At 73.8% G+C, this 25540-nt stretch carries 20 protein-coding genes; 14 read left to right on the top strand and 6 right to left on the bottom strand.

The genetic code is table 11. The features are described 5' to 3' along the window. From I4I81_RS03580 to I4I81_RS03550, 7 genes are read left to right on the top strand one after another with little or no spacing between them, the layout of a single operon-like run. Positions 1–6306 carry a type I polyketide synthase gene (locus I4I81_RS03580; RefSeq protein ID WP_218615801.1) on the top strand — a complete coding sequence of 2102 codons (6306 nt, stop codon included), beginning with the start codon at positions 1–3 and terminating at the stop codon, positions 6304–6306. A gap of 42 nt (positions 6307–6348) precedes the next feature. Further along, entirely contained in the window at positions 6349–7470 is a 1122-nt protein-coding gene (locus I4I81_RS03575) for a DNA alkylation repair protein (protein WP_218605776.1), read from the top strand. Further along, positions 7467–11627 carry an aminotransferase class I/II-fold pyridoxal phosphate-dependent enzyme gene (locus tag I4I81_RS03570; RefSeq protein ID WP_218615800.1) on the top strand — a complete coding sequence of 1387 codons (4161 nt, stop codon included), beginning with the start codon at positions 7467–7469 and terminating at the stop codon, positions 11625–11627. The genes I4I81_RS03575 and I4I81_RS03570 overlap by 4 nt, the downstream gene beginning before the upstream one ends. A gap of 32 nt (positions 11628–11659) precedes the next feature. Next, entirely contained in the window at positions 11660–11965 is a 306-nt protein-coding gene (locus I4I81_RS03565) for a hypothetical protein (RefSeq protein ID WP_226363725.1), read from the top strand. A 1-nt stretch (position 11966) separates the two neighbouring features. Next, on the top strand, positions 11967–13091 hold the full coding sequence (locus I4I81_RS03560; RefSeq protein ID WP_218603364.1) for a class II histone deacetylase: 1125 nt from the start codon (positions 11967–11969) through the stop codon (positions 13089–13091). Next, complete coding sequence (locus I4I81_RS03555; RefSeq protein WP_218603363.1) at positions 13088–13870, top strand: thioesterase II family protein; 783 nt, start codon at positions 13088–13090, stop codon at positions 13868–13870. Before I4I81_RS03560 ends, I4I81_RS03555 begins: the two co-directional genes overlap by 4 nt. A gap of 33 nt (positions 13871–13903) precedes the next feature. Further along, positions 13904–15460, top strand: a complete 1557-nt coding sequence (locus I4I81_RS03550; protein ID WP_218603362.1) for an MFS transporter — start codon at positions 13904–13906, stop codon at positions 15458–15460. Positions 15461–15529: 69 nt separating this feature from the next. Here the strand turns inward: I4I81_RS03550 and I4I81_RS03545 are convergent, their stop codons facing one another. After that, a complete protein-coding gene (locus I4I81_RS03545; protein WP_218603361.1) occupies positions 15530–15949 on the bottom strand; it encodes a VOC family protein in 420 nt (139 codons plus the stop codon). 55 nt (positions 15950–16004) lie between these two features. Continuing rightward, entirely contained in the window at positions 16005–16454 is a 450-nt protein-coding gene (locus I4I81_RS03540) for a nuclear transport factor 2 family protein (RefSeq protein ID WP_218603360.1), read from the bottom strand. A 34-nt stretch (positions 16455–16488) separates the two neighbouring features. Between I4I81_RS03540 and I4I81_RS03535 the strand changes: the two genes are divergently transcribed. Then, positions 16489–17238 (top strand): DUF4191 domain-containing protein, encoded by a 750-nt coding sequence (locus I4I81_RS03535; protein ID WP_218603359.1) that lies wholly within the window; start codon positions 16489–16491, stop codon positions 17236–17238. Between the two features lie 25 nt (positions 17239–17263). Here the strand turns inward: I4I81_RS03535 and I4I81_RS03530 are convergent, their stop codons facing one another. From I4I81_RS03530 to I4I81_RS03520, 3 genes are all read right to left on the bottom strand, one after another. Next, positions 17264–17482 carry a hypothetical protein gene (locus I4I81_RS03530; RefSeq protein ID WP_218603358.1) on the bottom strand — a complete coding sequence of 73 codons (219 nt, stop codon included), beginning with the start codon at positions 17480–17482 and terminating at the stop codon, positions 17264–17266. Beyond that, positions 17467–17865 (bottom strand): MerR family transcriptional regulator, encoded by a 399-nt coding sequence (locus I4I81_RS03525; protein WP_218603357.1) that lies wholly within the window; start codon positions 17863–17865, stop codon positions 17467–17469. The genes I4I81_RS03530 and I4I81_RS03525 overlap by 16 nt, the downstream gene beginning before the upstream one ends. A 214-nt stretch (positions 17866–18079) precedes the next feature. Next, positions 18080–18535, bottom strand: coding sequence for an RDD family protein (locus tag I4I81_RS03520; RefSeq protein ID WP_218603356.1), 456 nt, complete (start codon positions 18533–18535; stop codon positions 18080–18082). A 141-nt stretch (positions 18536–18676) separates the two neighbouring features. Here I4I81_RS03520 and glnA point away from each other — a divergent pair, with 141 nt between their 5' ends. Continuing rightward, a complete protein-coding gene (glnA, locus tag I4I81_RS03515) occupies positions 18677–20101 on the top strand; it encodes a type I glutamate--ammonia ligase (protein ID WP_218603355.1) in 1425 nt (474 codons plus the stop codon). A gap of 553 nt (positions 20102–20654) precedes the next feature. On the opposite strand, the gene I4I81_RS03510 is transcribed toward glnA, so the two are convergent. Beyond that, complete coding sequence (locus I4I81_RS03510) at positions 20655–21182, bottom strand: hypothetical protein (protein ID WP_218603354.1); 528 nt, start codon at positions 21180–21182, stop codon at positions 20655–20657. Between the two features lie 131 nt (positions 21183–21313). Here I4I81_RS03510 and I4I81_RS03505 point away from each other — a divergent pair, with 131 nt between their 5' ends. Genes I4I81_RS03505 through I4I81_RS03485 form a run of 5 tightly spaced genes read left to right on the top strand, consistent with a single transcriptional unit; the run spans position 21314 to position 25530 of the window. Beyond that, the gene (locus I4I81_RS03505; RefSeq protein WP_218603353.1) at positions 21314–22024 is read left to right on the top strand and encodes a hypothetical protein; all 711 of its coding nucleotides are present in this window, start codon (positions 21314–21316) and stop codon (positions 22022–22024) included. Beyond that, positions 22021–22290, top strand: coding sequence for a hypothetical protein (locus I4I81_RS03500; protein ID WP_185718635.1), 270 nt, complete (start codon positions 22021–22023; stop codon positions 22288–22290). Before I4I81_RS03505 ends, I4I81_RS03500 begins: the two co-directional genes overlap by 4 nt. After that, positions 22287–22883 carry a DUF8175 domain-containg protein gene (locus I4I81_RS03495; RefSeq protein ID WP_218603352.1) on the top strand — a complete coding sequence of 199 codons (597 nt, stop codon included), beginning with the start codon at positions 22287–22289 and terminating at the stop codon, positions 22881–22883. Before I4I81_RS03500 ends, I4I81_RS03495 begins: the two co-directional genes overlap by 4 nt. Then, positions 22880–24052, top strand: coding sequence for a hypothetical protein (locus tag I4I81_RS03490; RefSeq protein ID WP_218603351.1), 1173 nt, complete (start codon positions 22880–22882; stop codon positions 24050–24052). The genes I4I81_RS03495 and I4I81_RS03490 overlap by 4 nt, the downstream gene beginning before the upstream one ends. Further along, positions 24049–25530 (top strand): SCO6880 family protein, encoded by a 1482-nt coding sequence (locus I4I81_RS03485; protein ID WP_218615799.1) that lies wholly within the window; start codon positions 24049–24051, stop codon positions 25528–25530. Before I4I81_RS03490 ends, I4I81_RS03485 begins: the two co-directional genes overlap by 4 nt. Positions 25531–25540: the final 10 nt, after the last annotated feature.

Below are 25540 nucleotides of genomic sequence, written 5' to 3'. Positions count from 1 at the left end.
GTGAACGAGGAACAGATCGCGGTGATCGGCCTCGCCGTGCGGCTGCCGGGGGCCGAGGACGCCACCGACCTGCGCTGGATGCTGGGCCGCCACGGCGTCGAGGTCGACGAGGTGCCCGTCAGCCGCTGGGCGAAGGACCTCTACCTCGGCGAGCAGGGCCACCAGGGCACGCACCACCGCGGCGCGTTCCTGCAGGACCCGTTCTCCTTCGACCACGACGCCTTCGGCCTGTCCGCCGAGGACGCGGTGCACCTCGACCCGCAGCAGCGCACGATGCTCGAGGTCGGCGGGCGGGCACTGGAGGACTCGGGCTACCTCGGGGTCCGCAGGCGGCTGCGCGCGGGGGTGTTCGTCGGGGCGCGGATGAACTCCTACGGCTTCGACCAGGGCCGCGGCCTCTCGCCGGACTGGATGATCGGCACCGCGACCGGGCCGGTCACGGGCCGCCCGGTGCCCGCCGCGCTGTGGGGGCGCTCGCAGAACTTCATGGCGGCGTGGCTCTCGGACCGCTTCGACCTGTCCGGGCCGAGCCTGGTCGTCGACACCGCGTGCTCCTCGTCGCTGACGTCGGTGTGGCTCGCCTGCCAGAGCCTCGCCGCGGGCAGTTGCGACCTCGCCGTCGTCGGCGGGGTCGACCTGCTGCTCGACCCGCTGACGTTCGTGCTCCTGTCCCGCACCGGCGCCCTGTCGCCGGACGGCCTGTGCCGGACGTTCGACGAGCGCGCCAACGGCTACGTTCCCGGCGAGGGCGCGGTCGCGGTCGTGCTCAAGCCGATGACGGCCGCGCTGGCCGACGGCGACCACGTGCTGGGGGCGATCGCGGGCGTCGGCGTCAACAACGACGGCGCGACGATGGGCGTCACCACGCCGAACCTGGAGGCCCAGGTCGAGCTGCTGAGCGAGGTCTACTCGCGCCTGGACCCGCGGACCGTGCAGCTCGTCGAGGCCCACGGCACCGGCACGGCGATCGGCGACCCGATCGAGGTCCGCGCGCTGACCGAGGTGTTCGGGCGCCACCAGGTGCCGCAGGGGTCGGTCGCGCTGGGCTCGCTCAAGCGCCGGATCGGGCACCTGCACTCCGCGTCGGGGCTCGCCGGCCTGGCCAAGATCCTGCTCGGGCTGCACGACGGCGTGCTCGCGGGCACGCCGGTCGAGGCGCCCAACGCCCGGCTGCGGCTCGACTCCTCGCCGTTCCACCTGCCGCCCGCGGCGCAGGCGTGGCCGCAGGCGCCGGTGCGCCGGGCCGCGGTCAGCGCGTTCGGGTTCGGCGGCACCAACGCGCACGTCGTCGCCGAGGCGGTGGACGCCGCGCCACCCGCCCCGGGCCCCCGGGCCGTCGAGGTGCTGGCGCTGTCGGCGGGCTCGGACTACGCCCTGCGCGAGCTGGTGGCGCAGTGGATCGAGTTCCTGCCGACGGTCGGCGGGCACCTGGCCGACGTCTGCGCCACCAGCCGCGTCGCCCGCCCGCACCGCACGGCGCGGGTCGCGGTCGTCGGGGCCGACGCGGACGAGCTCGCCGCGGCACTGCGCCGCTGGCTGCTGAGCACCGCGCCGCCCACCGCGCTCCACTCCGTCGCGGTCCGCCCGTCGGCCGCCCCCGCCCCACCGGCCTGGCTCGGCGCGCTGCGCGACGCGTACGCGCCGGTGGCCGAGGTCGTCGGGCAGTTCGAGGCGGCGGTCGCGCGGCCGCTGGAGTCGTTCTCCGGACGGCTGGTCGAGGTGTGCGCCGGGGTCGCGCTGGCGGTCGCGCTGCGCGCCGTCGGGGTGCCCGAGGCCGCGGTCGACCTGCCCCCGGGCTGGGGTCCGGTCGCCGACTTCGCCCACGGCCGCTGCTCGCTGGAGCAGGCGCTGGGGCCGGTGCTCGCCGTCCCGTCCGCGCCGGCCGGGGGGCTGTGCACGGAGCTGACGGAGGACGTCGAGTCGATGCTCGCCGCCGTCGTCGCCGCGGCGTACAGCGGCGGCCGCGACGTCGACTGGGCCGCCCACCAGGGCGACACCCCGTTCCGGCGCCGTCCGCTGCCCGTCGCCCAGGCCCGCGGACGCGCCCTGGACCTGCGCGAACCCCTGCGCTCCCCCGAGCCCGGCGGGCCGGTGTCGCTCGACTCGGGATCCGTCGCCGAGGGCTACGTCTTCAGCCGGCTGTTCGGGGCGGGCGAGGTGCCGATCGCGCAGCACGCCGTCTACCGGACGCTGATGCTGCCCGGCGTCGCCTGGTTCGACGTCCTGCGGCAGGGCGCCCACGCGGCGGGCGACGCCTTCACCGGCGTCGACGACCTGCTGTTCCACCGCCCGCTCATCCCCACCACCGCCACCCGCGTGGTCGGCCGCGTCGACGCCGACGGCAGCTTCGTCGTCACCGATCCCGACGGCACGGCGCCCTACGTCAGCGGTCGCTTCGCCCGCGGCCCCGTCACACCGACGGAGAACCTGCCGCTCGCCGACCTGCTCGCGCGGTGCGGCCGCACCCACGCGGGCTCCGGGATCTACCGCTGGCTGCGCCGCATCGGCTACCACCACGGCCGCTACTACCGCAACATCTCCTGGGTCGCGAGCCTGCCCGGCGGCGGCACACTCGCCCGGATCGAGGGGGCGCGGCAGCGCGAGATGAACCCGGCCGACGTGGAGCTGTTCCCCGGCCTGCTCGACAGCGTCACGATCGCGGCGATCGACCCCGACGACCCCGTCTTCGGGGCGGCGGACGCGTCGGCGTTCATCCCGCTGTCGGTCGACGGGATCCGCGTGCTCGGCCCGCTCGACGGCGCCGCCTACGTCCGCACCGAGGTCGCGTTCTGGAACGAGCACGCGTGCCGGGTGACGCAGGTCGTCACCGACGACACCGGCACCCCGCTGCTGGTGCTGCGCGACATCTCCTCGAAGCGGGTGCCCGCGCACGCCTTCGGTGCGGCAGCCGCGGCCGACAACAGCCCTGCCCCCGCGGCCGACTCCACCTCTGCCCCCGCCGCCGGGAACGGCCCGGAGCCGGCAGCCTCGCCGACCCCGGCAGCACCCACCCCCGCGAGCACCGATCCCCGCCACGAGATTCCCCTCGGAGCGGTTTCCGACCCGGCCGACCACGCTCACGTGGATCTCGTCGCGCAGGCGCGACTCGGGGGCGGAGAATCCGCGACTCGCGGGGGTGGTGGTGAGGTCGCGGCCCGGTCGCCGCTCGGCGTCGCACTGGCCTGGTTCCTGCGCGAGTCCGGCACTCCGGCGGAGCACGCCGACACCGAGTTCCTCTCGGCCGGGTTCGACTCGGTCGGGCTGGTGGAGCTCTCCGACCGGCTCGGCCGCGACCACGGCCTGTCGCTCTACCCGACGGTCTTCTTCGAGTACCCGACGCCGCGGCAGTTCGCGGAGTTCGTCGTGCAGGAGGCCCCGGAGCTGGTCGCCGCCCAGACCCGCGCGGCCGCCGAACCGCCCGCGGCCGCCGTGCCGCCGGCCGCGAACCCGCCGGCACCCGTCCCGTCAGCGCCGATCGCGGCAGCGGCCATCCCTGCACCCATCTCGGCAGCGCCCAGCCCCGCCGTGCCGATCCCGGCGGCCGTCCCTGCGGCGCCCATCTCGACAGCTCCCATCCCGGCAGCTTCCGTCCTGGCGGCCTCCGCCCCAGCCGCACCGGAGCCCGCCACGACCCCCGCCGGCTCCACCCCCCGCCCCGACCGCGACGTCGCCGTCGTCGGCCTCGCCATCCGCGTCCCCACCGCCGACGACCTCGACGGCATGTGGTCGCTGCTGGCCGAGGGCCGCGACACCGTCGGCCCGCTCCCCGACGGCCGCTGGGCCGAGGGGACCGCGCGGGCGTCGTTCCTGGAGCAGGTCGACGAGTTCGATCCCGCCCCGTTCCGCATCTCCCCGCGCGAGGCCCCGCTGATCGACCCGCAGGCCCGGATCGTCTACGAGACGATCTGGCAGGCACTCGAGGACGGCGGGCGGATCGGGGAGCGCGCCGAGGGCAGCCGCACCGGCCTGTGGATCGCCTACAGCCACGACCACTACCACGAGGAGCGCGCCCGGCACGGCGTCGCGAGCGGCCGCGGGCTGGGCCTGGAGGCGATGATCCCCAACCGGCTCTCGCACCTGATGGACTGGAACGGGCCGAGCCTGGTGGTCAACACGCTGTGCTCCTCCGCGCTGGTCGCGCTGCACAGCGCGGTGCAGCACCTGCGCTCCGGCGACATCGACACCGCCGTCATCGGCGGGGTCCACGCCGCGATCAGCCCGGAGTACTTCGCGTCGATGCGGGAGATGGGGGCGCTGTCGCCGCACGCGCGCTGCGCCACCTTCGACGACGCCGCCGACGGCTTCGTCCCCGGCGAGGGCGCGGCCGCGATCGTCCTGCGCCGGGCCGGTGACGCCCGGCGCGACGGCGACCGCGTCCGCGGCATCGTCAAGGGCGTCGCGGTCAACCACGGCGGCCGCACCACCCGCTACTCCGCGCCGAGCCCGAAGGCCCAGCGCGACGTGATCACCGCGGCGCTCGCCGACGCCGACGTCCACCCCGACTCGATCGGCATGATCGAGGCCCACGGCACCGGCACATCGCTGGGCGACCCCATCGAGATCGACGGTCTCACCCGGGCCTGGCGCCATCACACCGACCGCGCGCAGTTCTGCGCGATCGGGTCGGTCAAGACCAACATCGGGCACCTGGAGCCGGCCGCGGGCCTGGCCGGGCTGGCCAAGATCCTGCTGGCCCTCGAGCACGACACGATCCCGCCGACGCTGCACATCACCCGGCCCAACCACCACATCCGCTTCGAGGAGACGCCGTTCTACCCGGCCACGGAGCCGGTCGCGTGGCCGCGCGCCGACGGCCCGCGCCGGGCCGCGCTGTCGGCGTTCGGGATGGGCGGGGTCAACGCGCACGTGATCGTCGAGGAACCGCCCGCGCCCGACGGACGGGACCTGCCCGCGCAGGAGAGCCACGTCGTCCGGCTCACCGCCCCCACCGAGGACGGGGTCCGCGCGCTGGCCGCCGACCACGTCGAGCACCTGACCCGGCACCCGGACGCCCCGCTCGCCGACCTCGCCCACACCGCGACGCTGGGCCGCGCCCTGCACCGGTTCCGCGTCGCCACCCACGCGACGACGACCGACGAGCTCGTGGGGCACCTGCGCGAGATCGCCACCACGGGGCTGGCGCCGGGGTGGGCGCGACCGGGGCGTCCGGTCCCGGCGGGCACGCCCGTCGTCCGGCACACCGGTGCGGATGCGCCGCCGGTCGCGTTCCTGTTCACCGGTCAGGGCTCGCAGTACGCGGGCATGGGCCAGGGTCTCTACGCGGCCGAGCCCGTCTTCCGCGACGCGATCGACGAGTGCGCGGGGCACCTGCCCGGGCTGACCGACCTGCTCTACAAGGAGCGCTCGACGGAGCTCACCCGCACCGACAACGCCCAGGCCGGCATCGTCGCCACGCAGGTGGCGCTCGTGCGCCTGCTCGACGCGTGGGGCGTCCGCCCGGACCTGGTGGCGGGGCACAGCGTCGGCGAGCTGACGGCGGCCTGGGCCGCGGGCGTGCTCGCACTGCCCGACCTCCTGCGCCTGGTCGCGTGCCGCGGCGCCGCCATGAACGCCGCACCCGCGGGCGGCACGATGGCCGTGCTGCACGCCGACGCGGCCACGGCCCGGCACCTCACCTCGGCGTACCCGGACCTCGAGATCGCCGCGCACAACTCCCCCACCAGCACCACGCTGGCCGGGCCCGCCGACGTACTGGCCGGGTTCCGCGAGCAGCTCACGGCGTTCAACGCGACGCACGGCACCCGGTTCGCGCTCACCCCGCTGACCGTCAGCCACGCGTTCCACTCCCGCGACATGGCCGGTGCGGCGGCCCCGTTCACCGCGGCGCTGCGGGAGACGGCCTTCGGTGCGCCGCGCGTTCCGTTCGCCTCGACCGTCACCGGCACCCTGCACACGCCGCAGACCGCAGGCGACCCGTCGACGTACGCGGCGGCGCTCACGCAGCCCGTGCTGTTCACCGAGGCGCTGCACGCATTGCACGCCGAGGGCGTCCACACCTGGTGGGAGATCGGGCCGCAGCCGGTGCTCGGCGCCTTCACGGCCGCGCTGCCGGAGCCGGGCACGGTGCGGTCGACGCTGGCCCGCGGCGTCGACGACCAGTCCCACCTGCACCACCACCTCACCGCGCACCACAACACCACCGGCGCCGACCTCGACTTCGCCGGCGCGCAGCGCGGCAAGGACCGGCGCACGACGACCGCCCCCGGCTACCCGTTCGACCGCGCCCGCTTCTGGGTGCAGAACGGAACAGTCGACCGAAAGGGGATCAATAGCGCACCTGCCTAGCGTTCGGCCCGCACGCTCGTCGAGGGGAAGAGGCGGCACACGATGGCAGGCGAGTACGGGCTCAAACGGCACTTCGACGCGGGCGCGGCGCGGCTGCTCGGCGGCATGGTCGCCGAGCGGCACGCCGGGTTCGACGTCGAGGGCTACGCCGAGGAGGTGGCGCGCCGGATCCCCGAGCTGGAGCTCAAGGACCGGGTTCTGGTGCTCGCGGAGGGCCTGCGGGACCGCCTCCCCGCCGACTACCCCACCGCCGTCGCCGTCCTCCTCTCGATCCTCGGCGACGAGCTCGGCGAGGGCGGCGGGATGTTCAACACCAGCTGGTTCCTCATGCCGGTGGCCCGGTTCGTCGAGGAGTTCGGGCTCGATGACCCGGAGGTCTCCCTCGACGCCATCGAGGAGATCACCAAGCGGCACACCGGCGAGTACGCGATCCGCCCCTACGTCGAGCGCCACTACGACCTGACGATGGAGCGGGTCGCCCGGTGGGCCCGCGACCCCAGCCTCAACGTCCGCCGACTGGCCAGCGAGGGGGTGCGGCCGCGGCTGCCGTGGGCCCGCACCCTGCACCGCTTCGTCGACGACCCGCACCCGGTCCTGGAGATCCTGGAGCCGCTGCGCAGCGACCCGTCGGAGTACGTGCGCAAGTCGGTGGCCAACCACCTCAACGACATCGCCCGCGACCACCCCGAGGTCGCGCTGGCCACGGCCACCCGCTGGTCGCAGGAGAGCCCGACCGACGAGACGGCGTGGATCGTCAAGCACGCGCTGCGGGTCCTGGTGAAGAAGGGCGACCAGCGCGCACTGGCCCTGCTCGGCGCCACCGGCGGCGAGCACATCACCGTGCACGGGCTGCGGCTGTGGCCGCGCGACCTGCAGCTCCCCGGCACCGTCGCGCTGCAGGTCGACCTGGAGAACACCGACACCGCCCGGCATCGCGTCTCCGTCGACTACGTCGTGCACCACGTCCGCAGAGGAGGCCGCACGATCCCCAAGGTCTTCAAGCTCGCCACCGTCGACCTCGGGCCGGGCGAGCGGCGGACGCTGGAGAAGTCGCACACCGTCAGGGAGGTGACGACGCGCGCCTACTACCCGGGCGAGCACGTCGTCGACATCCAGGTCAACGGCCTCGCGCTGGCCTCCGACGCGTTCGAGCTGCGGACGTGAGCGCCGTGACCGCGGTGCACCTGGCCGCCACCGACCCCGCCGTCGCCGACCACCTCGTCGGCGGGCAGCCGGTCCTCCCGGCCGCCGCCCAGATCGACGCCGTGCTCTCCGCGTGCGCCGCGACCCGCCCCGGTGACCGCTGGTGGCTCGACCACGTCGCCTTCCTCGCCCCGCTGCGCGTCGGGCCCGCCGGCGTCGAGACCCGCACCGAGATCGCCGACGACGGCACCGCGCTGTTCCGATCCCGCGCACCGGGCGACGGGGAGTGGACGACGCACGGCCGCGCGAGCACGACCTCGGGCTCGCTGAACCTGCCGCGGTACCTCGACACCGCCGCCCTGCGCGCCCGCTGCACCGACGCCGTCCCGGCCGCGGAGATCGCGGCGTGGCGCGCGGCGAGCGGCATCGCCTACGGCCCCACCTACCGGGCGATCCGCTCCGCCCACCGCGGCGACGGCGTGCTGCTGGCCATGCTGCGCACGCACGAGACGGGTGCGCACGTCGTCCCGCCGTCGCTGCTCGACAGCGTGTTCCAGTGCCTCGGCCTGCTCGACGCCGGAGCCGCCGGCGCCTGCCTGCCGTGGTTCGTCGGCCGGATCGCGGTGCGGCGCCCGATCTCCGGCACGGTCCTGGCGCAGGTCGAGATCACGCCGGGCGAGGCGGCGAGCGGCGTGGTCCGCGGGCGCGCGGTCGTGTGCTCGCTGCAGGGCGAGGTGCTGCTGGAGCTGGACCGGATCGTCCTGAAGGCCGCCACCCGCGCTCCCGCCGACCCCGCCGCCGCGGGCCCCGCTTCCCCGGGCCCGGTGGCGGTGCCCCTTCCCCGCACCGCGCCCACCCCCGCCGGACCCGCGCCCGTCGCGGTCGCGGCGCTGCCGCCGGTCCCCCCGCCGCCCGCCACCGCGCCGCCCGCCACCGCGCAGCCCGCCACCGCGCAGGCCCCCACCGCGCCGGCCGCGCCAGAAGCGCGTGACGACCGAGAGCCCCGGGCCGAGGGGCGCCCGACCCGTGTCCTCGACCACCCTCCGACCGGCGACCCGTCGACGGACGCGGCGGCCACCATCGGCACCGTCCTCGCTCCCGGCTGGGAGGTCGTGACCCCGACCGCAGCGGCGGACACGGGCACCGTCCTGGTCGTCTCCGACGAGATCGACGGCGCCACCGGCACCGACGCCGTGCACGACGGGCGGCTCGCCGCGACCGTGGCGCAGGACCGCACGGGCCGCATCGTCTACCTCCCCCGCCCCGACGACGGCACCGCCGCGACCGCGACGCACGCCGTGCAGACCGCGTTCGCGCTGGTCCGCGCGCTGGCGGCGAAACCACCGATGGCGGGCCTGACGATCGTCACCCGCGGGGCGCATGGCCTCGGGGGCGGGGCGGTGCAGCCCTCGCACACGGCGCTGTGGGGGCTGGTGCGGTCGCTGCGGGTGGAGAACCCGCGCACCGCGATCCGGCTCGTCGACCTCGAACCCGACGCTCCGGCGTCCGTCGTGGCGCAGTTCGAGGACCCGGAGCTGGTCCGCCGCGGCGGCACCTGGTCCGCGCCCGTGCTCGCCCCGCCCACCGCGACGGGCCGCCCGTTCCCCGTCGACGGGGGGCGGTTCCTGATCACCGGTGGCATGAGCGGGATCGGGCTGCACGTCGCGGAGATGCTCGCCGACGACGGCTGCGCACACCTGACCCTCCTCGGGCGCACCGAACCCCGCGACGGCGAGCGCCGCCTCCGCATCGACCGTCTCGCGCGGCGCTGCGACCTGCGCATCCTCACCTGCGACGTCCGCGACCTCGCCGACGCGCTGCGCGACGTGCCCCGCTTCGACGGCGTCGTCCACTCCGCCGGGGTCCTGCGTGACGGACTGGCCCGAACGCTCACTTCTGAGCGGATCGACGAGGTCCTGGCGCCCAAGATCGGTGGTGCACACGCGATCGACGCGGCGTTCCCACCGGACCGCCGCCCGGGAGCGGTGGTGCTGTTCTCCTCCATCTCGGCGGTGCACGGCAACCTCGGCCAGAGCTCGTACTCCGCGGCCAACGCCTACCTGGACGGCTTCGCGGCCGCCCGGCGGGCGGGCGGTGAGTCCTGGTTCAGCCTCGGCTGGGGCCTGTGGAACGTCGGGATGGGCGAACAGATCGTGCAGGGAGCGGCCGCACGCGGGATCCCCGCGCTGTCGGCCGACGAGGGCATCGCGCTGCTGCGGACCGGCCTCGCCCTCCCTCCCGCCCACTACGTCCTGTCCGCTGCCCATCGACCGAAGGACGAACCGATGACGACCGTGGCTCCCGAAGGACGGCTGTGGCCGTCACTGGCCTCGATCCTGCAGACCACCCTGCACGTGCGGGCGGTCTCCCCCGACGACAACCTGCTCGAGCTCGGCCTCGACTCGATGATGGCCGTCGAGGTGGCGGCCGCGCTGTCCCGCGAGGGTCTGGAGGTCGACCCCGGCACCTTCTTCGAGCACGCCCGCGTCGACGAGCTGGTGGCGCACCTCGACACCCTGCCCCGCACCGGAGCGCCGGCGCCCCACGCCGCGACACCGGCGCCCGCCCCGGCCCTGCCTGCGGTCCCCGCACCCGCCTCCCCCCAGCCGGTCACCGCGCCCGTCCCCCACCAGCCGATCCCCCAGCAGCCGATCCCCCACCAGCCGGTCGCCCAGCAACCGGTCGCCCATCAGCCCGTCACCGCTCCCGGCGACGCCTTCGTCCCCGACTGGAACCAGTTCCGCGACCTCGACGGCCCCCGCCCGGCCGCGAGCGGCACCGCCCCGGCGCCCCCGGTTGCAGCCGCAACGCCCGCCCCACCGGCCCCGATCCACCCCCGCCCGGTCCCCACCCAGCAGCGACTCGGGGGCGGAGAAGTCCCGACTCGCGGGGTGGGGGCACCCCGGCCGCCGCAGGGTCCGCCCGGACCGTCCGGTGCCCCGACCCCGCGCCGCACCCTCCCCGGCCGCCTCGCCGACCGCCCCGACGGCACGTTCCTCGACCGCCGCATCGACGCCCTGTCCGCCGAGGACCGCACGATCGTCGCCCAGGACGACTACTTCTACGAGCCGGTGATCGAGGAGGCCGGCGGCTCGTGGATCAAGTTCGACGGCCGCTGGTTCCTCAACTTCGCCTCCTACTCCTACCTCGGACTGATCGGGCACGACTACATCGACACCCAGGCGGTGCGGGCGGTCGAGAAGCACGGCACCGGCGCCCACGGCGTCCGGCTGCTGGCCGGCACGCTGCACCTGCACCGCGAGCTGGAGCTCGCACTGGCCCGCTTCCTCGGCACCGAGGACGCGATCGTCTACTCCAGCGGCTACATGGCCAACGTCGCCACGGTCGGCGCGCTGGTCGGGCCGGGCGACGTCGTGATCGGCGACGTCTACAACCACGCCAGCATCCTCGACGGCTACCGGCTCTCCGGTGCGAAGGTGATCACCTACGCGCACAACGACCTCGACGACCTGGAGCGCGCCCTGCGCAAGGTCGGCGACGCCGGACGCCTGGTCGTCACCGACGCGGTGTTCAGCATGGACGGCGACATCGCGCCGCTGCCGCAGATCGTCGAGCTGTGCGAGCGCTACGACGCACCGCTGATGGTCGACGAGGCCCACAGCCTCGGCGTGCTCGGCGCGACCGGCCGCGGCATCACCGAGCACTTCGGCATCGACCCGGCCCGCGTCGCGGTGAAGATGGGGACGCTGTCGAAGACGGTCCCGAGCGCCGGCGGCTACGTCGCGGGCTCGGCGGACCTGGTGTTCGCGCTGAAGAACAACGCGCGCGGCTGGATGTTCTCCGCCGCGGCGACCCCGGCGCAGGTGGCGGCGGCGAAGGCGGCGATCGACGTGATCGCGGCCGCCCCGTCGATGGTCACCGAGCTGCACCGGCGCACCGAGCGCTACCGCGGGCTGCTGCGCGGGCTGGGCTTCGACACCCTCGCCAGCGAGACCCCCGTCGTCCCGGTGATCTGCCGCAGCGCCGAGCAGGCCCAGGAGATGGCGCGCCTGTGCCAGGCCGACGGCCTGTTCGTCCAGCCGATCGTCTACCCGGCCGTGCCGAAGGCGCTGCCGCGGCTGCGCACGATCGTCAACCTCAGCCACTCCGACGAGGACATCGACCTCGCCGTCGCCGCGATCGAGCGGGCCGGGCGGCGCATCGGGCTCATCGCATGAGCCCGCGACACCCCACCGAGAAGGAGATCACGATGGACGAGATCGACGGAGCGGCGTTCTTCGGGGCGGTCCTGCGCGCCGTGGCCTGCACCCGCAACCACAACGAGGACCGGGCCGAGTACGCCGCGGGCGTGCTGGCCCCGGCGGGGCGGATCCGCGAGTTCGAGACCGAGGTCGCCGGGCGTCCGCTGACCCGGTCCGACGCCGAGCAGGTGCTGTCCTGGCTGGACACGATCCTGCGCACCAAGCGGACGCCGGACGAGGAGCGCGAGCACCACACCTCCTACATCGCCCGCGTCTCGGGCCTGTCCCTGGTGCGCGCGGACGTGGCGGCCTGAGATGTCGCGCACCGGTCCCGCGTGGTTCAGCCACGAGCTCTGCTTCTGGCACGACCCCGGTGCCGGCTCCGGCCACGTGCCGGTCGGGCCCGGGGTGGAGCCCCTGCGGCAGCACGCGGTCGATCCCGACCTGCGTCGCGCCGAGGGACTGGTGCGCGTCTCCGGCGTGCTGGAGCACTTCGTCGCGCGCACTCCCACCCCCGCCACCGACGAGGACCTCCTGCTCGTCCACACCCCAGGCCACGTCGACCGCGTCGAGGCCGCATCGGCCCTCGGCGCGGGCGACGCGGGGGTGTACGCGCAGGTCAACCACCACAGCGCGCTGGCCGCCCGGCTGGCGGTCGGGGCCTGCGTGCAGGCCGTCGACGACGTGCTGGACGGGCGGCACGACCGGGCGTACTGCCTGGTCCGCCCGCCCGGGCACCACGCCGAGCCCGACCGGGCGATGGCGCTGTGCCTCTACAACAACCTGGCGATCGCCGCCCGGTCCGCGCAGCGCCGCGGGGTGGGGCGCGTCCTGGTCCTGGACTGGGACGTGCACCACGGCAACGGGCTGCAGGACGTCTTCTGGTCCGACCCCGACGTCCTCTACGTCTCGATCCACCAGGAAGGGCTGTTCCCCCCGGGGGCGGGCCTGGTGACCGAGACCGGCGGGGGCGCCGGGGCCGGCCGGAACCTCAACGTGCCGCTGCCCGCCGGGTCCGGGCACGGGGCCTACCTGGCCGCGATCGAGCAGGTCGTCGCCCCGGCGGCCCGCGCGTTCGGGCCGGACCTGGTCCTCGTCGCCGCGGGCGTCGACGCGGGCGGGCACGACCCGATGGGTCGGATGCTGGCCACCAGCCGCACGTTCCACGCGATGACGGCCGCCCTGTGCGACCTCGCCGACGAGCTCGCGGGCGGGCGGATCGTGCTGGCCCACGAGGGCGGCTACTCCGCCTGGTACCAGCCGACGCTCGTGCTCGCCACGGCCTGCGCCGTGGCCGGGCTGCCCGCCCCGGCCGACCCGTTCCTGCACTCGCTGGAGCACCTGCCGGGCCAGCGGGTCCGCCCGCACCAGAGCCGGGTCCTGCAGTTCCTGCGCGAGCACCACCCCCTGCTGAGCCCGGAAGGAGCGACCGTCCGATGAACCACTGGCTGCTGAAGGTGGGCGCGCGCCGCCGCTGCGCCGCCGCGGTCCGTCCGGTGGCGCGGGTGATCGGCCTGCCCCACGCGGGCGGCTGGCCCTCGGCGTTCCAGACCTGGCGCCGGGTGCTGCCCGAGCACGTCGAGCTCGTGGTGGCGCAGCTGCCCGGGCGCGGCATGCGCAGCGACGAGGCACCGCTGCGGCGGGTGGCCCCGATCGTCGCGGGCCTCGCCGACGCGGTCGCCGACCTGGAGCCGCTGCCGACGGTGGTGCTCGGGCACAGCTTCGGCAGCGTCCTGGGCTACGAGCTCACCAAGCGGATGGAGCAGCGCGGTCTCGCACCGGAGCTGCTCGCGGTCTCCGCGCGGCAGCCGCCGTGCTTCCCGAGCCGCGCCCCGTTCGCCCACCAGGGATCCGACGACGAGCTGATCGCGCACCTGGTGCGCATCGGCGGGGTGTCGGCGGACCTGCTGACCCGCCCCGGCCTCGTCGACACCGCGCTCGGGGCCATCCGGGCCGACCTCGAGGCCCTGGAGACCTACGACCGCCCGCCGACCGGCACCGCGGTCCCGATCCTGTCCCTCGGCGCGTCCGACGACCCCGTGGTCGTCGCCGAGCGGCTGCACCTGTGGTCGGTCGAGACGACCGGCGCGTTCCGACGTCGCATGTTCACCGGCGGCCACTTCTACCTCTACGACACGACGACCGCGACGACCATCGCCGCGGAGCTCCTCGCCGCCCTGCCCGACCCGGTCACCGCCGGGCTCGGACAACCCGCCTGACCCTCCCCGCCCCGACATACGATTGGATCGATCATGGACACGTCCACCTCCGCCGAGCCCCGCGCCGGCATGCGAGAGTGGCTGGGCCTGGCGGTGCTGGCCCTGCCCACCCTGCTCGTCTCCATGGACGTCAGCGTCCTGCACCTGGCCGTCCCCGCCATCACCTCCAGCCTGTCGGCCGACGCCGGGCAGATGCTGTGGATCATCGACATCTACGGCTTCATGATCGCCGGCTTCCTCGTCACGATGGGCACGCTCGGTGACCGCATCGGCCGCCGCAGGCTGCTGCTCATCGGTGGTGCGGCGTTCGGCGCGGCGTCCGTGCTGGCCGCGTTCGCGACCTCCCCGGAGATGCTGATCGCGAGCCGCGCACTGCTCGGCGTCGCCGGCGCCACCCTGATGCCCTCGACGCTCTCGCTGATCGTCAACATGTTCCGCAGCGACGCCCAGCGCGGCGTGGCCATCGCCGTCTGGGTCACGATGTTCTCCCTCGGCACGGCGCTCGGCCCGGTGGTCGGCGGCGCGCTGCTGGAGTTCTTCTGGTGGGGCTCGGTGTTCCTGCTCGCCGTGCCGGTGATGGTGCTGCTGCTGATCGCGGGCCCGATCCTGCTGCCCGAGTACCGCGACACCGACGCCGGCCGGATCGACCTGGTCAGCGTCGTCCTGTCCCTCGCCGCGCTGCTCCCGGTCATCTACGGCCTCAAGGGCCTCGCCACCGGCGCGTCGGTGATCACCTCGATCGCCGCGATCGTCCTGGGCGTCGTGTTCGCCGTCGTGTTCGCCCTGCGCCAGCGCACCCTGGCCAGCCCGCTGCTCGACATGACCCTGTTCAGGCAGCGCGCGTTCGCCGTCACCGCGGTGGCGATGCTGGCCTCGATGTTCATCGCGGGCGGCACCTACCTGTTCGTCACCCAGTACCTGCAGCTCGTCACCGGCCTGTCCCCGATGCAGGCCGGGCTGTGGCTGCTGCCCGCCGCGGGCGCGCTCATCGTCACCTCGATGCTCGCCCCGGCGCTGGCCGCGAAGATCAAGCCGCACTACGTGGTGGTGGGCGGCCTGCTGATCTCGACGGTCGGCCAGGTCATGCTGGCGACGCTCGGCACCGACGACCTGACGATGCTGGTCGTCGGCTTCATGCTGGTCTACGCCGGCGGCGGCCCGATGATCTCGCTCGGCACCGACCTGATCATCGGCTCGGCACCGCCGGAGCAGGCCGGTTCGGCCAGCTCCATCTCCGAGACCGCCACCGAGCTGGGCATGGCCCTGGGCGTCGCCGCACTGGGCAGCCTGGGCACCGCGGTCTACCGCGGCCTCGCCGTCGTCCCCGCCGGCACGCCCGCCGACCTCGCCGCGGCCGCCCAGGACACCCTGGCCAGCGCCGCCGCCGCGGTGCAGGGCCTGCCCGCCGAGGTCGCCGCCGCACTGCTCGACCCGAACCGGGTCGCGTTCGTCGGCGGCCTCAACGTCCTCGGCTGGGTCAGCGCGGTGCTGTCGATCGCGCTCGCCGTGCTGATGGTCGTCGGGAACCGGGAGACCCCCGCCACCGCCGAGACCCCGCTGGAGGTGCGCGACGAGGTGGGCGCCGTCTAGTCCCCCGCCCGGACCGGGCCCGGCACCGCGCTCCCCCGCGGTGACGGGCCCGTCGGCGTGCCCGGCGGCTCAGCCCTGACCGGCACCCGCGAACGCGGCCGCGAACTCCGCCGACGGCGGGATGGGCGTGATCACGTCGATCAGCACCCCGCTCGGGTCGGCCACGATGAAGTGCCGCTGCCCGAAGTCCTCGCTGCGCAGCTCCTGCTCCGGCACCAGCCCGCCGCGCACGACCATCCGCTCCCACTCCGCGTCGACGTCGGTGACCTCGACGTTGAGCAGCAGCCCCTGCACCGGCTTGCGGTACGCGTCGGGGACCGTCGGGTGGTCCTGGTCGAGCAGGGCCAGCTCCTGGCCGTCGGGGCGGCGGAGGCTGACGTACCAGTCGGCCTCGAACACCGTCTCGAACCCGAGCATCCCGGTGTAGAAGGCCTGCGACTCGCGGATCCGCGACGTGCAGAGCACCGGGTACATGCTGGTCAGCTTCATGCCGCCGACGCTAGCGACGTCCATCCCGTCATCGGTCGGGTGGTACCGGGCTCACTCACGGTGAGTGCAGGGCGCTCCGCTCGGCCCCGATCGTCGACCAGCCGCGGTCGACGTAGGGGAACCCGTCGAGCTCGGTGGTCTCCGGGCGCTGCTGGTAGTAGGAGCGGATCTCGACGATCCGGCCGTCGGGGGCGAAGACGAACCACTCCGCCCCGCGGGTCGCCACCCGCTCGGCATCGGGGGTGGGCCGCCAGAACATCGTCCACTCGATGACGGCCTCGGTGTCGCCCAGCAGCGCGTGGTCGACCACCCAGCGCGCCCCGATCCGGCCCGCGACCTTGCGCCAGTACCGCGCCAGGTGCTCGCCGCCGCGGACCGCCGTCGACCCGACGTTGGGCGCGAGGAACCAGTGCACGACGTCCGGGTCGAGCGTGCCCAGCATCTGCTCGACGTCACCGGCGGAGCAGCCGTCGTAGTAGCGGGTGATCGTCTCCAGCGCGCCCATCGCCCCAGTCTGGACGACCCGTATCCTGGGCGACATGGCCGGTGGGAAGCCCGACAAGGCGCCGAAGCTCGACAAGACAGCGAAGAAGGCCGCCCGGTTGGAGAAGCGGGCCGCCTCGAAGGCGCGCCGCCAGCAGATCTGGCAGGCGTTCCAGATGCAGCGCAAGGAGGACAAGGCGCTCATCCCGTGGATGCTCGGCGCCTTCCTGCTCTCCGTGGCGCTCGCCGTCGGCATCGGGGCGATCTTCGGGATCTGGCTGATCCTGCTGCCCATCGGCATCGCGATCGGCATCCTGGCGGCGATCAGCGTCTTCGGCCGCCGCGTGCAGCGCAACGTCTACACCAAGGCCGACGGGCAGCCGGGCGCCGCGGGCTGGGCGCTGGACAACCTGCGCGGCCAGTGGCGCGTCACGCAGGGCGTTGCGGGCACCACCCATCTCGACGCCGTGCACCGTGTCATCGGCCGTCCCGGCGTCATCCTCGTCGCCGAGGGGGCCCCGCACCGCGTCAAGGGCCTGATCGCGCAGGAGAAGAAGCGCACCGCGCGCGTCTCGGGCACCACCCCGATCTACGACGTGATCGTGGGCAACGACGAGGGGCAGATCCCGCTCAAGGGCCTGCAGCGCCATCTCATGAAGCTGCCGCGCAACATCACCGTCAAGGAGATGGAGACGATCGAGGCGCGCCTGGCCGCCCTCGGTTCCCGCGCCGCCGCGATGCCCAAGGGCCCGATGCCGGCCGGGGCGAAGATGCGCAGCGTGCAGCGCACCGTCCGTCGCCGCTAGGGCACCAGCGCCACCGCGATCCGCGTCACCGGCTCCGCACGACGTCGGGCTCCGCCCCGGGGGCGCCGACCGTCACCTCGAACCCGTCGGTCAGGTCCAGCGGGAACACCGCCACCAGCGGCTCGCGGCCGTGCGCAGCAGGGTGCGGCACAGCGCAGCGGTGTCCCCCGTCGAGAGCCGCCGCCCGCACCGGCCCGCGCAGGGCCACCGGGGCGCGGTCGGCGATCGTCACGTCGTAGCGCACCGCCCGGTAGCGCACCGCCCGGGCCTCCGCAGCAGGCCGTCGAGGCTGCGCAGCAGCTCCTCACGCCGGGCCGGCTCCGCGCGGAGCTTCTCGCGCTCCCCGGCCAGCACGGCGGCCACCGCGTCGCCGTCGAGGGCGCGCAGGACCTCGCGCACCACCGGAAGCGGCACGTCGAGGCCGCGGAGCAGCGCGATCGTGGTGGCCGTGCCCACCTGGCCGGCCCGGTGGTAGCGGTAGCCGGAGTGCGGGTCGACGTGGGACGGCACCGGGAGCTCCTGGGCGTCGTGGTGCCGCACGGCCTTCACGGTGAGCGGGGCCAGGCGCGCGAACGCGCCGAACACCGGGGTGCACGGGTTCCGCCACCCGCTGCGCCACAGCAGCACGCAGCTCCACCGGCGCCCCGGAACGCGCCGAGGCCGTCGAGACCGCCTCGACGGTGCGGCCCTCCGGGGCGGGGACGGCGAGGGTCCGGTGCCAGGCGTGCGGGGCGTCGAGGTCGAAGCGCAGCGGGTCGCCGTCCTGGGCGTAGGTGCCTTCCATCAGGATGTCGGTGAGATGTCCACGACCCGAACGCTCGGGCCTCCCCCACGGGGAGGGTCAAGCACGGGTCCGGACGACGATCGTGCGGGCCGCGCGGTCGTGCCAGCCGCGGCCGTCGGCGTCGCGCATCAGGGGCGGCAGCACCAGCGCGATCAGCGCCGTACGCAGCACCGCCCGCGGCACCCCGACGACCGGCTCGGACCCGATCGACGCCACCCGGATCCCGAGTGCCGTCATGCCCGCGCTCGCGCCGAACACCGCGACCGGCACGGCCGTGAGCACGAACCAGATCGCCAGCACCGTGAACGGCGACGACGTCACCTCGGCGCCGAGGAACAGCGCGGTGACCCCGTAGCCGAGCAGCCAGTCGACGGTGAGCGCGGCGAGCCTGCGGCCGAACCCGGCGACGGCGTTGGCCCCCTCGGCAGGCAGCCCGTACCGCTCCCCCGGGTGGTCCCCCGCGGGCGTCGTGGGCGACGAGCCGGGGAGCCAGGTGTCGATCCATCGGGGCATGTCACCAGCCTAGGCGAGGTGGATGTGACCCGAGCGACGGTTGGTCCCGTTAACCTCTGTGAAACGAGCGAGTGACCGCTGGGCAACACCGTCGTCCTAGCGTCGCCGCAACCCGAGAACCGTTCGAAGGAGTCACCAAGGGTGTTCAGCAACTCCGAAGAGGTCCTGAAGTTCATCAGTGACGAGAAGGTCGAGTACGTCGACATCCGCTTCTGCGACCTTCCCGGCGTGATGCAGCACCTCACCGTGCCCGCCACCGCCTTCGACCAGGATTTCATCGACGGCGGCATCGCCTTCGACGGGTCCTCCGTGCGCGGCTTCCAGGCCATCAACGAGTCCGACATGGCGTTGTTCCCGGACCCGGCGACGGCCCGCCTCGACCCGTTCCGCAAGCACAAGACGCTCAACATGAACTTCTTCGTGCACGACCCGATCACCGGCGAGCCCTACAGCCGTGACCCGCGCAACGTCGCCCGCAAGGCCGAGGAGTACCTGGCCGCGTCCGGCGTCGCCGACACCTGCTTCTTCGGTGCCGAGGCGGAGTTCTACATCTTCGACTCCGTCAAGTTCGGGTCCGACCCGCACCAGCAGTACCACCACATCGACTCGATCGAGGGCTGGTGGAACACCGGCCGCGACGAGGTCGGCGGCAACCTCGGTTACAAGGTCCCCTTCAAGGGCGGCTACTTCCCCGTCCCGCCGGTCGACCACTACGCCGACCTGCGCGACGACATGGCCACCAACCTGATCAACGCGGGCTTCGTGCTCGAGCGCGGCCACCACGAGGTGGGCACCGCGGGCCAGGCGGAGATCAACTACAAGTTCAACACGCTGCTGCACTCAGCCGACGACGTGATGCTGTTCAAGTACATCATCAAGAACACGGCCTGGCACGCGGGCAAGACCGTCACCTTCATGCCGAAGCCCATCTTCGGCGACAACGGCTCGGGCATGCATGCCCACCAGTCGCTGTGGAAGGACGGCGCGCCGCTGTTCCACGACGAGTCCGGCTACGGCGGCCTGTCCGACATGGCCCGCTACTACATCGGCGGCCTGCTGCACCACGCGCCGAGCCTGCTGGCGTTCACCAACCCGACCGTCAACTCGTTCCACCGGCTCGTGCCGGGCTTCGAGGCGCCGGTCAACCTGGTGTACTCCGCGCGCAACCGCTCCGCCTGCATCCGCATCCCGCTGACGGGCAACAACCCCAAGGCCAAGCGCCTGGAGTTCCGCTGCCCCGACTCGTCGGGCAACCCGTACCTGGCGTTCTCGGCGATGATGATGGCCGGCATGGACGGCATCAAGAACAAGATCGAGCCGGCGGCCCCCGTCGACAAGGACCTCTACGAGCTCCCGCCCGAGGAGGCCAAGGACATCGCCCAGGTCCCCACGAGCCTCGACGCGGTGCTCGACCGGCTCGAGGTCGACCACGACTACCTGCTCGAGGGTGGCGTCTTCACCCCCGACCTGATCGAGACGTGGATCAACTACAAGCGCGACACGGAGATCACCCCGCTCCGCCTGCGTCCGCACCCCTACGAGTTCGCCCTGTACTACGACGTCTGATTCCAGCGGTTTCCTGACCTGCTGAGCGGACCCGAAAACGGTGGTTGACCTGCGCAGATGCCTTTCGGCGTCTGCCATCGTCAACCACCGTTTTTCGTTCTCGTGTGCCACGGATGTGCCACACCGGAGATCAACACGGCATGACGAGGTGCGATGCGGGACCAGTCGTGGGGCCGACTGCGCTGGGTGACCGGAGTCGACTGGCCGCGCGGAAGGCCGTGGCTGTGGCGTGGTCGCCGCGTGGCCGCAGCCGGCAGCTGGCCACCGACGCGTGTCACCAGACCTCCGTGGGATCGGCAACAACAGCATCGAAGCGGCATCCGGACTGACCTCCGGGGTCAGGCGCGTTGGGTGCAACGATCACCAGCGGAGGTCCGAGCTGGTCACTGACTCACCGATCCTCCAGCCGGACGGCACGACCGGCCCACCGATTCAGCACGTCGCCCCACGGGACCCCTACTACTCCAGGGACGCACCCGTCTCCGACACTGCGCACGGCGGAGGGCCTGGCCACCGGATCAATCCAGACCGCGGTCGAGGCGACCTATCCGAGCTAGCTTGGCGAGGGACCGCCAAGCCCAGCTTGCGGAGCAAGATCGAGGCGCCCGCTCCGCGAAGTCACGCGGGCCTGCTCGTCGGCCATCCCGCGCAGCCGGACGGAGCCGGCCGTCGCCCGACTCGTGACCGCGCGGAGACGCGACCAGGACAGTCCGGCGAACCGAGCGGCGTGGACAGCGGCCTGGAGGCGTTCCTCGATTTCGGCGAGCTGCCTGGCCAGGTCGTGCACCGCGAGCTCGGGCAGGGCGCGGGCGAGGTGGCGTTGCCACTCGGCGAAGGTGGCGGTGCCAGATTCCCAGCCGTCGACGTCGTCCGAGGCGATGCCGCTCGCGCTGGGCCATTCGCTTCGCGGATAGAACTGCATTCCACGCCAGCCGCAGTCGCACGCCGAGCGCCAGCCGATGGCCTCGGCTGCGGTACGTGCCGAACTGCTTGCGGTCTCGGTGCCGTCGAGCAGGATGGACACGGGGTAGCCGGTGTGCTCATAGGCCGGCGCGTATCCGGTGTCGTGCACCCAGGCCATGTCCCTCACCCGCAGCCGCCTCGAGCCGTTGTCGTCAGCGCACCCTGAGGATCTGTCGCTGGGTGGGCGACTGCGTGGTCAGGGCGTGGTCGAGCCGTGGTCGAGCCGTGGTCAGTGGCGGCCTCCGGCTGGTGGCGCATCTGACGAACTCGGGGCTGGGTGGGCGGCCCGTGGCCGTGAACGCCCTGAACATGAGCCACGCGCCAACAACGCCTCAGCAGCGCGACGACCGGATGCTCCCAACGCAACGGAGGGAGGCACATCCGGTGACGACGGCAGAAGATCAACGCCCCGAGCACGGACGAGTCGGTGTTCGTGAACGGAGACGACGGCTGACCGTCGCCGGCGTAGCGGGCGGCGTCGGCGCGACCACGATCGCCACCGCGCTCGGCGCGGCGGACCGCGGCATCTTCGTCGGTCGAGCGGTCGACGTACTGGTGTGCCGGGCAACCGGCGACTCGCTGATCCGGGCCGGCCGCGCCGCCCAACTGGTCGCACAGGTGACCGGACAGCGGCCGGTGCTCGCGGTGACGGCAGCGGACGCGCGCGGCCCCAGCAGGCCGGTGACCACACGCCTGCGGCTGCTGGAACCACACGCTTGCGCGGTCGTCGTACTGCCCTACGTCCGCCGTTGGGCCGAGCTCGCCGCGCCGCTGGACGAGGTCCGGGGGCTGCTTGCTGCCCATCCTGCCGAGCTCCCCCGCCGGTTGCGCCGCTACGCCGACGCCCTGCGGGACCTCCGGGCCGCCATGGACGGCCGTTCCCCGGCCACGGCCCGCCCGGTCCCCGGGCGGGCCCCCCGGACCACGACAACAGCTTCGACGATCGGAAGGACACCATGATCACGTTTCGTGCATCGGTTCCGGACCCCGGCCCCGTCGCCCCGCCGGGCTTCGCCGACCTGGCGAGCGACCTGCTCGGTTGGCTCAAGTGGGGCGTGCTGGTCGCCGGCGTGCTCGGCATCCTGATCTGCGCCCTGATGCTGATCATCGGCCGCCGCAACCGGTCGGCCACCGCCTACGAAGGGCTCGTCGGGTCGGCATGGGTGATCGGCGGTCTCGCCCTCGCCTCGGTCGCGGCGCTGCTGGTCGGGGCGTTCCAACTATGAGCCGCGTTGTGGCCCCGGCGGTGTGCGCAGTCGCGGTGCTCGCCGCGTCGGTCAGCTGCGCGGCGCCGGCGACCGAGGTGGCGGCGGACCGGGTCGTGCTCGTAGCCGTGCCCGGCGGCACCGCCGCATCGTCCCAGCGGCACGGTCCGTCCGGAGAGGACGAAGAGCGGGCGTTCGAGTTCAGCCACGACGAGGTGGGCGCGGCGATCGCCGCGACGCACATCGGGCCCCGGATCGGCCCGAGCGCGGGCGCGGCCGTCGTCGAGGCGACCCTCGACGCCCAATGCTGGGGTGACCTCGCTACCGCCCGGGCGCGGTTCGCAAGCGCGCTACCGGTCCCGGACCAGCCCGGGCGGACGGATCTGATCCCGGCCGCGATCTTCTTCCGGGTGATCGCCGGCGACGGCCAGGGCGACCACGTTGTCGTGTCCCTGCTCGCCGACACACCTCAGGCCCGCGATCGCGGCGGGTACTCACGCGTAGACGCAGCGCTGCGCCGGGACGACGGCGACTGGCGCCTGCGCGTTCCCGTCCCGCGCCCGATCCTGCACCCCGACACGGCCGGACACGCCCTGTTGGGGCCCACGTCATGACCGCGCTCGCGCAGCCGCCTCCAGGGCCCGAGTGTGGCACGTTCGATCTGGGCTGCCAGGCCGGGCAGGCCGTCGGCTCGGCGTTCCAGGGCATCGTCACGGAGGTTGCCAAGGGCGCCGCCGAGCTGGTGGTGTCGTCGGCGGCGTGGTGGGTGGAAACCGACAGCGTCGACCCGCTCAACCCGGCCGTGGCCGCTGCGCAGGGTGCCACCCGCGATCTGATCTTGATCATCCTGGTCGGGTCGGTGCTGGTGCAGTCGATCCGGATCATCCTCTCCCGCAAGGGCGAACCGCTGATCATGGTCGCCACCGGACTCATCCGCTACGCCGTGGTCTCAGCCCTGGGGCTGGTCGTGTTGCAGATCGCGCTGCGCGCCGGCGACGCGTTGGCCACCGAGCTACTCGATGGCGCCGCAGGCAACTTCGCACTGCTGATGCAGGACGTCCTGGTCAACGGCGAGGGCGACGCGGTGTTCCTGGTCCTGCTGGTGTCGCTGATCGCCGCGGTGCTCTCGCTGGTGCAGTGGGTGCTCATGGCGATGCGCCAGGCCGGGCTGCTCGTGCTGGCGGCGATGCTGCCGCTGGCCGCGTCCGGGTCGTTGACCCGGTCGACTCGGGGCTGGTTGGACAAGATCCTGGTGTGGCTGATCGCGATGGTCGTCTACAAGCCCGCGGCGGCGTTCATCTACTACATCGGGTTCTCCTACCTGTCCTCGCCGAGCGCCACCGACGCGGGCAGCACCGGCACGATGATCACCGGGATCATGGTGCTGCTGCTCGCGGTGATCGCGATGCCGGTGCTGCTGAAGTTCTTCGCCTGGTCCGGCACGCAGATCGGTGGCGGGGGCGGTGGCGGGTCCGGGTTCTTGGGCGCGGTCGGCGCCGTGGCCATGACGCAGGGCTATGGGCGTGGCGCGGTCGACCGGGCCGCGGCGATGGAGGCGAACGGCCCCGGGTCCTACGCCACCTTTGGCCAGTACCCGCCCGTCGGCGGCGCTATGACGCCGACCGGCGCAGCCCCCACGGCCGGCGGAGTCAGTTCCGGTGTGGGCGCGGCCGGGGTCGCGGCGGCGGGCGTCGCGGCAGCCGGCACGGTCGGAGCAGCTGCCGTGCGCACCGTCGCTGGAGGGATGACCGGCGGCAGCGACGGCGGCGGTGACCCACGATGAGCATCGGTCGGGGGGCCGTTGATGACGGGCCCCGCCTCTACGGGAACTGGCGCGCCGAGCGGGGCTGGGGTATCGGGTCGCTGTCGACGACCGCGACCCTCGTGCTGTTCGCCGCGGTGCTCGTGCCGCTGCTGGCGGTGTCGGCGTTCCCGTCCGCGACGCTGCCGCTGCTGGGTCTGTCGGTCGCGGTGATCGGTGCGGTCGTGGTCCGGGTGGGCGGGGTCAGCCTTACCGACGTGGTCGTGCGCCGGGCCCGGTTCCACCGCGCCCGAGCCGCCGGCTGGACCGAGCTGTCGGGCGGGATCCTCACCGAGCACCCCCGCGGGACGGATTTGCCCGGCGTGCTCGCCCCCCTGCGCCCGCTCGATGTCGACGACGGCCGGGGTGGACGGCACGCGCTTTTGTGGCACCGCCGCACCGGCACGCTGACCGCGGTCCTGCGCTGCTCGCCGATCGGGCTCGACCTCGCTGATCCCGACCGCGCCGACTCCTGGGTCGCGGCCTGGGGCGCGTTGCTCGCCGACCTCGGGTACCTGCCGCTGATCCGGCACCTCGCGGTCACCGTCGACACCGCCCCGACCGGCGGCGCCACCGTGCGCGACCACATCGCCTCGGCGCTCGACCCGACCGCACCCGCCCTGTCGCGTCGGATCATGGCCGAGCTCGCCGAGCTCACCCCGGCCACCGCCGCCGAGGCCGACGCCAGGGTCGCGATCTGCCTCGACCCCGCACGCGCGACCCCACGCCCGGCCGACCTGCTCGCCGCCGCGGTCGAGGTCAGCCGGCGGCTGCCCGCGATCGAGAACCAGCTCGCTGCTTGCGGTGTGGCCGTGCTCGGCCGTGCCTCCACCGGATGGCTGACCACCCGCATCCGCGCGGCGTTCGACCCGCACCACCGCCCCCACCTCAACCAGTCCGATGCAGTGCTCGACTGGCGCGACGCCGGACCGGTCGCCGCCCGCGAGCGCTGGGAGACCTACCGCCACGAGGGCGGGCTATCGGTCACCTGGGCGCTGCGCGAGGCGCCGCGGCAGGCCGTCGGATCCGGAGTGCTGGTTCCGCTGCTTGCGCCGGGCGCGTTCCCGCGCCGCACGACGTGGCTGTATCAGCCCTACCCCGCCGAGCAGGCCGCGGCGAAGGTCGAGAACGAGGTCACCTCCGGGCAGGTCCGCCGCGCCTGGGCCGAACGGACCCGGCGTGATGAGACCCAACGCGAACGCGACGACCGCGACCGCGCCTTGCAGTCCGCCCGCGAGGAAGCCCAGGGCGCCGGAGTCGGCCGCTTCACCCTCTACGTCACCACCACCGTCCTGCACCACGACGACCTGCCCGCCGCGATCGCCGACGTCGAGCAACGCGCCGGCCAGTCCAAGCTGCGCCTGCGCCGACTGCGCGGTGCGCAGGCGGCCGGGTTCGCCGCCTCGCTCGGCATCGGGATCGACCCCGCCGACCTGCTCGCCCACCGCCGCGGACGCTGAACGGAGTAAA

The organism is Pseudonocardia abyssalis (genome assembly GCF_019263705.2).
Classification (GTDB): Bacteria; Actinomycetota; Actinomycetes; order Mycobacteriales; family Pseudonocardiaceae; genus Pseudonocardia; species Pseudonocardia abyssalis.
This window is presented reverse-complemented; position numbering and strand designations above follow the sequence as displayed.

Bases quoted from the DNA above. Each gene is read 5' to 3' on its own strand.
- I4I81_RS03540 (WP_218603360.1), bottom strand. From the start codon at position 16,454: ATGGGCGCGCTGGAGACGATCACCCGCTACTACGACGGCTGCTCCGCC.
- I4I81_RS03500 (WP_185718635.1), top strand. From the start codon at position 22,021: ATGATCACGTTTCGTGCATCGGTTCCGGACCCCGGCCCCGTCGCCCCG.
- I4I81_RS03555 (WP_218603363.1), top strand. From the start codon at position 13,088: ATGAACCACTGGCTGCTGAAGGTGGGCGCGCGCCGCCGCTGCGCCGCC.
- I4I81_RS03495 (WP_218603352.1), top strand. From the start codon at position 22,287: ATGAGCCGCGTTGTGGCCCCGGCGGTGTGCGCAGTCGCGGTGCTCGCC.
- I4I81_RS03510 (WP_218603354.1), bottom strand. From the start codon at position 21,182: ATGGCCTGGGTGCACGACACCGGATACGCGCCGGCCTATGAGCACACC.
- I4I81_RS03575 (WP_218605776.1), top strand. From the start codon at position 6,349: ATGGCAGGCGAGTACGGGCTCAAACGGCACTTCGACGCGGGCGCGGCG.
- I4I81_RS03565 (WP_226363725.1), top strand. From the start codon at position 11,660: ATGGACGAGATCGACGGAGCGGCGTTCTTCGGGGCGGTCCTGCGCGCC.
- I4I81_RS03550 (WP_218603362.1), top strand. From the start codon at position 13,904: ATGGACACGTCCACCTCCGCCGAGCCCCGCGCCGGCATGCGAGAGTGG.
- I4I81_RS03535 (WP_218603359.1), top strand. From the start codon at position 16,489: ATGGCCGGTGGGAAGCCCGACAAGGCGCCGAAGCTCGACAAGACAGCG.
- I4I81_RS03485 (WP_218615799.1), top strand. From the start codon at position 24,049: ATGAGCATCGGTCGGGGGGCCGTTGATGACGGGCCCCGCCTCTACGGG.
- I4I81_RS03490 (WP_218603351.1), top strand. From the start codon at position 22,880: ATGACCGCGCTCGCGCAGCCGCCTCCAGGGCCCGAGTGTGGCACGTTC.
- I4I81_RS03545 (WP_218603361.1), bottom strand. From the start codon at position 15,949: ATGAAGCTGACCAGCATGTACCCGGTGCTCTGCACGTCGCGGATCCGC.
- I4I81_RS03560 (WP_218603364.1), top strand. From the start codon at position 11,967: ATGTCGCGCACCGGTCCCGCGTGGTTCAGCCACGAGCTCTGCTTCTGG.
- I4I81_RS03520 (WP_218603356.1), bottom strand. From the start codon at position 18,535: ATGCCCCGATGGATCGACACCTGGCTCCCCGGCTCGTCGCCCACGACG.